Origin of the sequence: Bradyrhizobium betae, assembly GCF_004123905.1 — a bacterium.
GTDB classification, from domain to species: Bacteria; Pseudomonadota; Alphaproteobacteria; order Rhizobiales; family Xanthobacteraceae; genus Bradyrhizobium; species Bradyrhizobium betae_A.
In genome coordinates this window covers 172,604-184,521 of the sequence record NZ_MZXW01000004.1, presented here as the reverse complement: position 1 = coordinate 184,521, position 11,918 = coordinate 172,604, and the positions used below count along the sequence as shown (strand labels likewise).

The following is an 11,918-nucleotide window of genomic DNA, read 5'->3' as shown; positions in this document are numbered from 1 at the left end:
TGATGCCTCCCTTCAAGTCAGGTAGCCGTATTACACGGCCGCAGTGAACTTGGTGGTGATAGCGGTGATCCCGCCAGACAGAGCCGTCCCGATAGCACCGGTAGCGCCGGTACCGAACGCTGCGGACACTGCGCCGATGATGCAGGCCGCGACGATGATGTACTCGAACGACACCACGCCGTCCTGGTCCGTGCGCAGACGCTTCAAGGCTTCGGTGGTCTTGATGTAATAACGCAGCATAGGAGAAACCCCTTCTTTTAAGGTGAAAAACGGTTGCAACGCTCGTTGGCGAGAAAGTCCCTGCCGCCAACCAGGTTGCATTTATAATGTCCTGCCCGGAGGTTTCGCGTGCTACGTAGAGTGGTAGTGCGGATCAAAAGGGGTAATCCTCCCCGCGTTAACCATCCGCTGAAGGGCCGGCGTTCGATCGCGGGCGACAGCCGCGCTTGGCGTTTCCCGAGAGCTCAGCCATCGCGGGTTTAACCCTGCAAATCCCGGCGGATCGGTTCAGCAATCGCAATCCCCTCTCACGCCGCCAGCTTCGCCTCGTGAGCGAAATCCCAATACAGCTTTCGTGCACGCGCATAAAAGCGTCCGGGCAAGAGTTGCCGGCCGTCGATCCGGATCACGGGCGCGACCTTGGCGAAATTGCCGGTCGAAAAAATCTCGTCAGCGCTGACGAAATCGGCATAGCGCAGCGTTGCCTCCAGCACCGTGATGCCGTCACTGCGCAAAAGTTCGATCACGCGCTGCCGCGTGATTCCGTTCAGGAAGGTGCCATTCGGGACCGGCGTATAGACAACGCCCGCCTTCGCCATGAACACGTTGGAATTGCCGAACTCCGCGACATTACCGAGCATGTCCAGCATCAGGCAATTCTGGAAGCCGCGCGAGGCGGCCTCCTTGAGCGCGCGGGAACTGTTCGGGTAAAGACAGGAGGCCTTGACATCGGCCGGCGCGCATTCGGCAGTCGGTCTGCGGAACGGCGACAGCGTAATCGCGCTGCCGACAGGCTCCGGGATCGGTGATTCGTAGATGCAGAGGCACCAGTCCGTCGTTTCCGGATCAAAGAGCACGCCGCCGCCGACGCCGTTCTGCGGCCAGTACATCGGACGGATGTAGAGCTCGGAATTGGCCGGGAAACGGGCCATACCTTCACGCACCAGTCCGAGCCACGTGCCGAGATCGACGACCGGTTTGAGCCCGAAGTTGACCGCAGATTGATTGACGCGGGCGCAATGACGAGCGAGGTCGGGCGTGACGCCTTCGAAGGCGCGCGCGCCATCGAAGATAGTCGAGGCGAGCCAGAGCCCATGGGTGCGCGGCCCCATGATCGGCACATTGCCCTCGTGCCACTCGCCTCGGAAGAATGTCCAGGTCCGAGAATGGCTGACGGAGTTGATGCCGGGAATCATGACGAACCTCCATTCTGGGGCGTTGGGTTATGGCCCGTAGATCACGAGTTCGGAATCCGACAGATCGGCCAGCCGGGGGCAATGCGGGCCCTTGAAGTATTTGCGGCCGAGCGGCTCCCTGTAGATGCCGACGAGGTTGGGTATGGGACCATTGGCGTCGAGTGCGATCGATATTCGGCCACGCCGGAGCAAGAAGCGGCCGATAGCACCGGCGCACGCGATATAGTCCGCCACGTCGGGGCAATAGATCATCTGCATCGCCGGCAGCCTGATGCGACCGATGCGCATCGACTGCAGGACGAACGGAAAGGCACGGCCGTCGATCGCGCGGCATACTAGGCTGAGGCAGCCGTAGGCCGCGTGACGTGCAAGCAGCACGACGTCGGCTTCGGACACCCCTTCGACCGCCTGCGCGTCCTGCCGGACCACCTCGACACGCATGGCCTTGACCGGACGCGACACTCCCGGAAAAGAGAAGAATAAGCCGCCGCAATAGGGGCGGAATCCCTGCGCTTCGATGGCTTGCCAAGTCCATTGCGCCGGACTGATATTGACGTAGGTGACGTCCTTGTGGCGCTGCGCGACCTTGGTCAGCATCGGCGCGTAGCTGCGAAACGCAAGCTCCACGTACCAGCTGGAGAGATTGCAGCGGATGGAGGTACATCCGCCGTCGTTCCGTGCGGTGTGGATCAACAGCAGGACGCCAACCGGCGTTCGGTCATGCTCGAGCATGTAGCCGAAGCGCGGGAAACTATCGGGCGTCTCGCGCACAGACAGGCGCCGGAGTCCGTTGATCCAGTAGTTGCGCGAGCGGATCGGAAAGCCGCGTGTCAGAAGGTCGGCGATGGCGTCAAGATCAGCTATTCCTATCTCGCGGCATCGGATCATGGTCCGACCTCTCACTCGCAATATCCGAGCCGCCTCCTGGTCACCGGATTTGGCGACCGCGCCAGGCGAGCGGATCGAGCAGCAGGCACTTTGCGCCCATGGCGATGTGCCGGCGCTCCGGCCGCAGAGAAAGCCGCTTCGCGCATGCCCAACGGTTTTGAGCGTCCAGCTCGCTGCGATACCATGTACAGCAGCCAATTGCGGTACATGCGCTTGGCCGGCTCATGCCAGACGTTGGTCAGGTCCTTGGCCACTTGATCGGCTGGAAAGTCGGCGAAGAGCTCCGGGTGTCGGTCGGAAAGAGCTTTCTGTCGGAAGGCGATTTGCACCTCTTCCGCCTCATCGCCGAAATAGCCCCTCGGTATCGTCGGACAGATGTCGTTCTCTCCCCGGAGGAAGCGACCCATATCTCTCCTATATTCGCCCAGCAGGCTCTGGGTTTCGTATTCGGGGTGGCCCTGGAAATGAACGAAAAGGCTCTTCTTCTGCTGCTTGACGAAGCAGTCGGCCCCGGTCTCGGCCGACCAGGTGAGAACTGAATATCCGCAGCGCGCCAGATCCCCCTCCTCCACCTCGTTCCACCGGGCGTGCGGTATTCTGAAGGTCTTCGGCACATCGTGCAGCAAGGGATGATGTCCCGTCTTTGTTTGCGCGAAGACACCGAAACACTTGCCAGGCAACTTGTGACGCGCAACGCCGTCCATATGCAGGACGGCTCCGTGGACGGCCAGGCAGGAAAACACCGACGACACGGTATTCTCCGCGGCCCAGTCGGCGATCTCTGCGAAAGTCGTCCAGTATGGCTCTTCCGTCAGGTTGGCGGCCCTGGGTTCGGCACCGGTCACGATCACGCCATCCAGCCGCCTGTTCAGCAGATCGTCGATGCCGCGGTAATATCGACGCACGTAGTCGCGCCCCCATTCGGATCGGGGCGTCGCCGCCATCGCATAGAAATGCAGCCTGACGAGGAGTCGTCCTGACGCTGCATTGATAAGATCGAACAGCTGGCGCTCGGTCGACATCAAGGCAGCATCCGACATGTTGTTGATGAGTCCTATGTCGAGGCACTCCACCCGGTTTCCCGATGACGCCATCCTATTGGCGCCTGCGCTCGGCGCTCTCGAAAACAGGTGGTGTTCGTGCGAATCTATGTCGATCAAGACAGTCATCTGCATGCCTTCATGGTTCACGAAACATCAATTCGCCGCCCAGAGAGCCTGATCGAGATCCGCGATGATGTCGTCGATGTGCTCGATTCCGACGCTCAGCCTGATCATCTCGGGCCGCACGCCCGCCTTGTCCTGTTCTTCGGCCGACATTTGCCGGTGCGTTGTCGATGCAGGGTGGCAAGCGAGTGTTTTCGCGTCGCCGATATTGACCAGCCGCTTGCAGAGCTTCAGCGCGTCGTAGAACCGCTTGCCCGCCTCGAAACCTCCAGCCACGCCAAAGGTCAGCAGCGAACACGCCCGGCCACCCAGATATTTCTGCGCCAGCGCGTAATAGGGGCTGTCGTCAAAGCCCGCATAGTTCACCCATTCGACGCGGCGGTCACTGCGCAGAAACCGCGCGACCTTCCCGCCGTTCTCGACGTGCCGCTCGATCCGTAGGGCTACGGTCTCGATGCCCTGGAGCAGCAGGAAGGCATTCAGCGGCGCCAGAATGGAGCCGGTGTTTCTCATGGAGACCGCACGGCATCGCGCGATGTAGGCGGCCGCCCCGTAGCGCTCGGTAAAGACCAGTCCGTGATAGGATTTCTCCGGCTCGCTCATCATCGCGAAACGTCGGCCTTGCTCCGCCCACGGGAATTTGCCGCCATCGACGATGATTCCGCCGAGCGTGGTGCCGTGCCCGCCCATGAACTTCGTCAGCGATTCCACGACGATGTCGGCGCCGTATTCGATTGGTCTCAACAGGATCGGTGTCGGCACCGTGTTGTCGACGATCAACGGGACGCCGTGCTTGTGCGCGACCTCGGCCATCGCTTCGATGTCACAGACGTTTCCGGCCGGATTTCCGACGCTCTCGCAGAACACCGCCCGCGTATCCTCGTCGATGAGTCTTTCTATGCTCGCAGGCTGGTCGTCTTCCGAAAACCGGACCGTAATGCCCTGCCTCGGCAGAATGTGCGCGAAGAGCGTATGCGTGGTGCCGTAGAGCTGCGGAACCGAGACGATGTTAGTGCCCATCTCCGCGATGTTGACCACCGCATAGTTTACCGCGGCCTGACCGCAGGCCACGCTGAGGGCCTCGATTCCTCCCTCCAGGGCGGCGACGCGCTTCTCCAGCACGGCGTTGGTGGGATTGCCGATCCGGGTGTATCGGAAGCCGTCCGCTTCGAGGTTGAAGAGCGCGGCTCCATGGTCGGCGCTGTCGAATGCATACGAAGCCGTCTGGTAGATCGGCACGGCAACGGCTTTCGTTGCCGGATCGCTGTCGAAGCCGCCGTGGACGGCAAGAGTCTCTCTCCTCATGGAGGCTGGCCCTTCGGCTCGCCGATCCCGGGCTAGCTCCCGACTTCCTTGGCGCATGGAAACTCCTCGAATATTGACGGCGTCCAGCGATCGGCCGGCGGAAAGCCCAGCAGCTCGCGCACAGCAATCGGCCACCGGGCGACGTCTTTGCCATGGGTATGGAACATCGCGACGGCGAGACGGTCCATTCCGAAGGCCACGCAGGCGGTGTGGGCCGGCTCGGAGGCCGCATCGACGATGCCCCAGGCGGCACCGAAATGATCGCGGTGGTAGTTGAAACTCATGCAGGCGGTCGGCCGCTCCTCGGAGCGCAGAGGAACCAGCAGCTCGAACTTCAGCGATTGCTGCTTTTGGCTCATCGCCATCATCTGACCGACCCGGCCGAAGAACGGGTCGTTGGCATAGTCGACCCTGAACGTCAGCCCGAGATCCCGGGCAATCTTCTGGGCGCGCATGATCCAGCGCTCCCGGAACGCCGAGACGTGATCGGGGCTACCGATGCAAACGAATTCGCGCATCCTGAAGGACTGCAGCCGGTCGAGATGGCGCGAGGGCTCGCGACGGAAACAATCGGCGGCCACGTCGAAGCTCCATCCGCCGGCCGGCACGGGACCTCGGCTCGCCGCGATCGGATAGACCGGATAGCAGGCGGCCGGCGACAGAACGAGATCGGCCACCGACAGCGAGCCGGTCCAGTCGCCGCCGGCATCGAAGCGGCTGACGGCCGCGTCGATCTCGCTTTCCGTGCCGTGCAGGCCACAGACGCAGCCCAGGAGGTTGGGAAAGCTCTTCAGATAGCCCGACCGCTCGAGCTGAGCGCGGTTCATGACGGGCGGGAAGCGCATCACCTCGGTATTCGGTTCGCGATGCCGCGAGATCACCGCCGCAATTCGCTCCACGACGTCCTCGTACAGCGCAGTGCGGCCATAGACACCGGGAGAGCCCATCTCATGGAACAGCGCGTCGGCAAGATGATCCAACGGATCGGCCGGAGGCGGAGTGGAGTCCGCCGGTGCTTGAGCAATAGCCACCTTCATCGGGCATATTCCTTTTGGGGAGAAATCAATCGCGCAGGGACTCCGGGACGGTGCTCATCAGCGTGGCGGTACCGATGCTGGCGAGGATGCGGTCGTTGTTAATCATGATCGGAGCGGAGAGCACGTCGCGCAGGTGGCGGCCGATACTTACGTCGGTGTCGTTGCGGTAACCGGACAGGCCGCAGGCGCGCATCGCGTGCATAACGGCCGCGACGGCGAGCTCAGAGGCTTCCACCTTGAGGAGATTGATCGAGGACTGGAAGTCCACAGACGACAGCGCGCGCTCGTCCCGTTCGCGAGCTTCATAGAACTGGAGATTCGCGGCGATGACGGCGCGCAGTTTCGTCAGCGTCATTTTGGCGGTAGTGAAATGCGCCGCCCCGGGAGGCATATTGCCTCCCGACCCGCGGGCGGCCTTGCGGATGAAGAGCTGTGCTCGGTCTACCGCCGCAGCCGCGATCCCAGCCCAGACCGAGGACCAGCACAGGTGGGCGACGGGTGTCATCGTCTGCGCATGAATCCTTTCGTATGGCACCGGGAATATCTGGTCTGCCGCGCCTCTGAAATTCAGCTTGAACCCGGCGCTGCAGGTTCCACGCATGCCAAGCGTCTCCCACGCGAGAGTGGGCTCCAGCGTATAATCGTCGCGGGTGATGGCCAGCAGCACCTGATCGGATCCGGCGGAAGAGTCGGAGCGGCGGGCGACCGTGACAATGCCATCCGCCTCCGCCCCGTACGAAATCACCGTCGCGTCGCGCACGAGCGAAATCTCGGTATCAGCGCGCTCCACTGCGGCCGAGCTGAAGCGTATGTTTCCGCCGTTCTGACCTTCCGTGGTCGACGATGCCAGCAACAGCTGTTCGGCAGCCACGCGGCGCATGAGAGCCTCGTGCCACCCGCTGCCTGCGCCGTGGCGGACCAGACACGCGATCTTGGTCTGATGCATCGCGAAGATCATCCCGGACGAGGCGCACGCGCGGCCAAGCGCGTAACACATATCGGCCACCTCGGAGACAGACGCACCGCCTCCGCCGAACTCGATCGGAATCTGAGCGCCCAGAAGTTTCTCCCTGCGCGCCGCGTCGATCGCCTTCCGCGGAAAGCGCGCCTCGCGATCGACCGCCTCGGCCTCCGTCGCAGCGACCTCCGCGACACTTGCCATCCGCTGCTGGAACGACGAACCGTCGGGAGAGAACGCTGCTCGGCCGACTTCCGTAGCGAAATTGCGGAGCTTGACCTCCTGCACACTCATGCGCCAAAGCCTCCCGTTTCATCATTGGACGACGCGAACCAGCTCGAAATAAATTCCGTTCAAAATTAACAGCTAGCCCACTTCCCTTGCTGCGTCGTTGGCGCAGAAGTGGGTGTCAAGGAGCTACCACTCCCGGGCGAGGTACCTCCGAAGCGGAGCTTTTGACCGGAGGAGCAGTTGAGTATCGTCGTCCCGATTGTGACCACGCCCGGCCACGTCAAGGGGCCAGTGATATGCACGACTTTGTCGTCAACGTTCAGACCCGTGTTCTATCCGTCGTCAGAAGCGTCCTCCAACAGAACGCGATCAGCGCCGATGTCCAACCGGAGTCACGGCTGGTGGATATCGGACTAAACTCGATCGGCATGGTCGAGCTGATGCTCAAGGTTGAAGCCGAGTTTGATCTCATCCTTCCGCAGCTCGAAATCACGCCTGCAAACTTTCAATCGGTGAAAGCGATGGAGCGGATGATCCTCAACCAGCTCGGATCCGGGTCGGAATGAAGCCAGTTGAAGAGAGATTCTGCTTCGACAACCAAGCGAGCCTCATCGACGATGATTGCAAGGTCGCGCCGGCCGCGGCCTTGCCGGCCAGCGAGCAGGCGCGCGCGGACGCCGACTACGCCCAGCCGAATGATCACGTCGCGAAAACGGCCATGACCCAGCAAGCGACCGGACGCAGCGCTCCGCAGCGCAAACGCTCCGCCGCCCAAACCTGGCTGCAAGCTATCACACTGACCGCGCGGCTCGAAGCCCGACCGCATCGGTTGTTCGCCGACATCGTGGAGGAATGGGCACGGCGTCAGCCCGGACGACCTGCCCTGCTCTCGCACGGCCAATCGTTCACCTATGGAGAACTCAGCGCGCGGATCAACCAGTATGCGCGCTGGGCGCGCGGCCTCGGCCTCCATGCCGGCCGCACCGTCTGTCTGCTGATGACGAACCGGCCGGACTACCTCGCCTGCTGGCTCGGTATCAGCAGGGTCGGCGGGACGGTGGCACTGATCAATACCAGGCTTGTCGGCCGATCCCTCGCCCACTGCATCGACGTCGCGCATGCAGATCACCTCATCCTCGCTGCCGATTGCGTGGATGCATTTGAGAGCGCACGGCCGCATCTGCACCGCGTGCCGCGGAGTTGGACCCTCGGCACTGGCGACGCGAGTGGTGATCTGGATTCGGCGCTCGCCGCGTTCGACCCATGCCCGCTGTCTCCAGCCGAACGTGGCGACGTCACGATCGATGGACGCGCGCTCCTTATCTACACCTCGGGCACCACTGGACTACCGAAGGCAGCGAACGTCAGTCATCGCCGCATTCTCACCTGGGGCGGATGGTTTGCCGGGCTGACGGACGCGTCCACGGACGATCGTCTCTACGATTGTCTGCCGCTCCATCACTCCGTGGGCGGCGTCGCGGCCCCCTGCAGCATGCTCTGCGCGGGCGCTTCGGTCGCGATTGCGGAGAAATTCTCCGCTGGCGACTTCTGGGACGACGTCGTGCGTTTCGACTGCACCGTCTTCCAATATATTGGCGAGCTCTGCCGCTATTTGCTGAAGGCGCCGTCGTCCGAACGAGCGGCGCAACACAGGCTACGGCTGGCCGTCGGCAACGGATTGCGCGGCGACATCTGGGAGGTGTTTGCCAGCCGGTTCGCGATTCCGCAGATCCTCGAGTTCTATGCCGCAACGGAAGGCAATTTTTCGCTGTTCAACGTCGAAGGAAAGCCCGGCGCGATTGGCCGGATCCCGCCCGTGCTGGCGCATCGCTTTCCCGCCTCGATCGTCAAGGTCGATGCCGACAGCGGCATCCCACTCCGCAGCGATGCCGGGTTCTGCATCGCTTGCGTCCCCGGCGAGACGGGCGAGGCTGTCGGGCGCATCGGCAGCGCCGATCGCGACGGCGTACCTTTCGAGGGTTACACGGATCCGGCCGAGACCGAGAAAAAGATTCTGCACGACGTCTTTACCAAGGGCGATGCTTGGTTCCGCACCGGTGATTTGATGCTGCGCGACGAGCAGGGCTACCTGCACTTCGTCGACCGCGTCGGCGACACCTTCCGCTGGAAGGGAGAGAACGTCGCGACAAGCGAAGTAAACGATGCAATCAGGGACTGCCCCGGCGTTCTCGACGCCTCGACCTATGGTGTTGCCGTTTCCGGGACCGATGGCCGCGTCGGCATGGCGGCCCTGGTGGTGGACCGAGCGTTCGATTTCGGGATATTCAGCGAACACCTTTCGTATCGGCTTCCACGCTATGCAGTTCCAGCCTTCCTCAGATTGTGCCGGGCGCTCGAGGCGACCGACACTTTTAAGCAGAAGAAGCAGCGACTGATCTCCGAGGGATTTGATCCTTCGGTGGTGGACGATCCGCTGTTCCTGCGCGATCCGGTGACAGGCGACTATCGTTCGATCGACCGGGCGGTCTACGCGCGCATCGTTGCGGGCGAAATCAGGCTCTAACATCGGCTCGGAATGCCGAGATATGAGGTGTACCATGTCGATCAAGTCGAAGATTTTCTCCGCGATGAAACAGATTGCCGAGGAACAGAAGGTCACGCTTCCGCCGCTTGAGGACGATCTATCACTGAACGAGACCGGGTTCGATTCGCTGGCATTCGCAATCCTGGTTGCGCGGCTCGAAGACGAACTCGGTGTCGATCCCTTCACTGTCGCCGAAGACGCAGCCTTCCCGTCAACTCTCGGCGAGTTTGTCAGAGCCTACGAGAATGTCCCAGCCTGACGTAGTCGCGCTGCGCCAATATCTCGGCCCGGAGCTGAAGGAGCGCACGATTTCCGACGCCCGGCACAGCGTATCGTTGACCGACATTGTCCAGCACAGCTGCCTGACTGGCAGATCCTGCGAGCTGTCCGGCCGCTCGGTGCTGCTTGCGACGTCTGGACAGCTGCTGTCCGCACTGGCAATGATCGAGCTCGACGGCGTCGCCCGCCGCCTGCTTCTATGCCCGCCCGACATCGATTGGGATCGCCTGCAGGTCCTGCTCGAGCAGGCCGATATCGACACCATCGTCACCGATCGACCGTTACACCGATGTACTGCTGGCAAGTACATCGTTATCGGCGTCGACCTGCCGGAACGGAGGGCCATGGGATCGGAGGTCGATCGCGCGACCGAGTGGCTGATGCTGACCTCGGGGACATCGGGGCTGCCGAAGATTGTCCGACATACGCTCGATGGACTCGCTGGCGCGATCATCGCCGACGGGCCCGTACGCTACCGGAACGCAACCTGGGCGACGTTCTACGACATCCGCCGCTACGGCGGCCTGCAAATTTTCCTGCGGGCCGTAATCGGCGGCGGATCGATGGTGCTGTCGGAGCCCGGGGAAGCCGTCGCTGCCCATGTGGCACGGCTGCGCGCGGGCGGTGTCACCCACATCTCCGGGACGCCGTCGCACTGGCGCAAGCTCCTGATGAGCGGCGCATCCGCCGACTTCGCGCCGGACTATGTCCGCCTATCGGGCGAAATCGCGGACCAGGCGGTGCTCGACGGTCTGGCCAGGGCATTTCCGCGTGCGTCAATCGGGCACGCCTATGCCTCGACCGAAGCCGGCGTCGGCTTCAGCGTGGACGATGGGCGCGAGGGGTTTCCTGCCCACCTGATCGGGCAGAATCACGCCGGCGTTGAGATGAAGGTGGTCGACGACTCGCTGCGGATCCGTTCCCGCCGCACCGCACGCGCCTATGTCGGCGCCGCCGCGCCGCCTCTCACCGACGCCGAGGGGTTCGTCGATACCGGCGATATGGTCGAGCGGCGCGGCGAACGATACCACTTCGTTGGCCGGCGAGGCGGCATCATCAACATCGGCGGATTGAAGGTGCATCCGGAGGAGGTGGAGGCAGTAATCAACCGGCATGTCTCCGTCCAGATGTCGCGCGCGCGATCGCGCAGGAGCCCGATCACAGGCGCCATTGTGGTCGCCGACGTCATCCTCGCCGACGGCACCGATGCGGCGCGCCACGAGACGGTCCGCGCCGAGATTCTCAGCCAGTGCAGAGATTGCCTGCCAGTATGGAAGGTGCCCGCGGTGATCCGCTTCGTCGAGCGGCTCGACGTCACCGCAGCGGGGAAACTGGCGCGCACCGATGCGTAACGTCCTCGTCACCGGCGGCAGCCGCGGTATCGGTCTTGCCATTGCACGCAGGCTCGCCGCATCCGGCGACTACAATGTGGTCGCGGTAGCGCGCCGCGAGAGCGAACAGCTTGCGGCTGCAGTCGCCGAAGCACAACGGCGTCTGCATTTCCGCACCTGCGACCTTGGGGTCATTGAAACGATCCCGGTCTTCGCAAAATCAGTGCGCGACGAATTCGGCGCGATCTACGGCCTCGTCAACAATGCCGGGATCGGTACCGATGGGCTGCTGGCCACAATGCACAATTCCGAAATTGAGGCCTTGGTCCGCCTGAACGTACTGTCTCCGATCATCCTGACCAAATACGTGGCGCGCCATATGATGGCCGACGGCGCGGGGCGGATCGTCAACATTTCCTCAATCGCCGCCTCGACAGGCTACAGCGGCCTATCCGTGTATGCCGCGTCCAAAGCCGCCGTTGCCGGCTTCACCCGTTCGCTGGCCCGAGAAGTCGGCAGGGTCGGCATCACCGTGAATGCGATCGCGCCCGGCTTCATCGACACGGAACTGCCCAAGTCCTTAGACCAGGAAGGCCGTCGACGCATCGCTCGCCGCAGCGCATTGCGCCGCCTCCCCGAAGCCAACGACGTCGCCTCCCTGGTAGAATATCTTCTCAGCGAGGGTAGCCGGAACATCACCGGCACCGTGCTGACGGTCGACGCCGGTAGCACCGCCTGACCGCTGAGAATTGTGTGGCAACCG

12 protein-coding genes are annotated in these 11,918 nt (G+C 62.8%); 5 read left to right on the top strand and 7 right to left on the bottom strand.

Annotation, left to right across the window (positions count from 1 at the left end):
• Positions 1 to 30: 30 nt before the first annotated feature.
• From B5V03_RS00975 to B5V03_RS00945, 7 genes are all read right to left on the bottom strand, one after another.
• On the bottom strand, positions 31 to 240 hold the full coding sequence (locus tag B5V03_RS00975; protein WP_129267414.1) for a Flp family type IVb pilin: 210 nt from the start codon (positions 238 to 240) through the stop codon (positions 31 to 33).
• A 287-nt stretch (positions 241 to 527) separates the two neighbouring features.
• Positions 528 to 1,415, bottom strand: a complete 888-nt coding sequence (locus tag B5V03_RS00970; protein ID WP_129267413.1) for a branched-chain amino acid aminotransferase — start codon at positions 1,413 to 1,415, stop codon at positions 528 to 530.
• A gap of 27 nt (positions 1,416 to 1,442) precedes the next feature.
• A complete protein-coding gene (locus tag B5V03_RS00965) occupies positions 1,443 to 2,303 on the bottom strand; it encodes an acyl-CoA acyltransferase (protein ID WP_164987708.1) in 861 nt (286 codons plus the stop codon).
• An 11-nt stretch (positions 2,304 to 2,314) separates the two neighbouring features.
• Positions 2,315 to 3,472, bottom strand: coding sequence for a homoserine O-succinyltransferase MetA (gene metA / locus B5V03_RS00960; RefSeq protein WP_129267411.1), 1,158 nt, complete (start codon positions 3,470 to 3,472; stop codon positions 2,315 to 2,317).
• A gap of 27 nt (positions 3,473 to 3,499) precedes the next feature.
• Complete coding sequence (locus tag B5V03_RS00955; RefSeq protein ID WP_129267664.1) at positions 3,500 to 4,774, bottom strand: O-acetylhomoserine aminocarboxypropyltransferase/cysteine synthase family protein; 1,275 nt, start codon at positions 4,772 to 4,774, stop codon at positions 3,500 to 3,502.
• Between the two features lie 32 nt (positions 4,775 to 4,806).
• Positions 4,807 to 5,811, bottom strand: coding sequence for an amino acid--[acyl-carrier-protein] ligase (locus B5V03_RS00950; protein WP_129267410.1), 1,005 nt, complete (start codon positions 5,809 to 5,811; stop codon positions 4,807 to 4,809).
• A gap of 25 nt (positions 5,812 to 5,836) precedes the next feature.
• Entirely contained in the window at positions 5,837 to 7,063 is a 1,227-nt protein-coding gene (locus tag B5V03_RS00945; RefSeq protein WP_129267409.1) for an acyl-CoA dehydrogenase family protein, read from the bottom strand.
• 233 nt (positions 7,064 to 7,296) lie between these two features.
• Here B5V03_RS00945 and B5V03_RS00940 point away from each other — a divergent pair, with 233 nt between their 5' ends.
• The 5 genes from B5V03_RS00940 (at position 7,297) to B5V03_RS00920 (ending at position 11,894) form a co-directional block, all read left to right on the top strand.
• Entirely contained in the window at positions 7,297 to 7,566 is a 270-nt protein-coding gene (locus B5V03_RS00940) for an acyl carrier protein (RefSeq protein WP_129267408.1), read from the top strand.
• A gap of 152 nt (positions 7,567 to 7,718) precedes the next feature.
• The gene (locus B5V03_RS00935) at positions 7,719 to 9,524 is read left to right on the top strand and encodes a long-chain-acyl-CoA synthetase (RefSeq protein ID WP_164987732.1); all 1,806 of its coding nucleotides are present in this window, start codon (positions 7,719 to 7,721) and stop codon (positions 9,522 to 9,524) included.
• A gap of 34 nt (positions 9,525 to 9,558) precedes the next feature.
• Entirely contained in the window at positions 9,559 to 9,804 is a 246-nt protein-coding gene (locus B5V03_RS00930; RefSeq protein WP_164987707.1) for an acyl carrier protein, read from the top strand.
• The gene (locus B5V03_RS00925) at positions 9,791 to 11,176 is read left to right on the top strand and encodes an AMP-binding protein (protein WP_129267405.1); all 1,386 of its coding nucleotides are present in this window, start codon (positions 9,791 to 9,793) and stop codon (positions 11,174 to 11,176) included. Before B5V03_RS00930 ends, B5V03_RS00925 begins: the two co-directional genes overlap by 14 nt.
• A complete protein-coding gene (locus B5V03_RS00920) occupies positions 11,169 to 11,894 on the top strand; it encodes an SDR family NAD(P)-dependent oxidoreductase (protein ID WP_129267404.1) in 726 nt (241 codons plus the stop codon). Before B5V03_RS00925 ends, B5V03_RS00920 begins: the two co-directional genes overlap by 8 nt.
• The last annotated feature ends 24 nt before the right edge of the window (positions 11,895 to 11,918 follow it).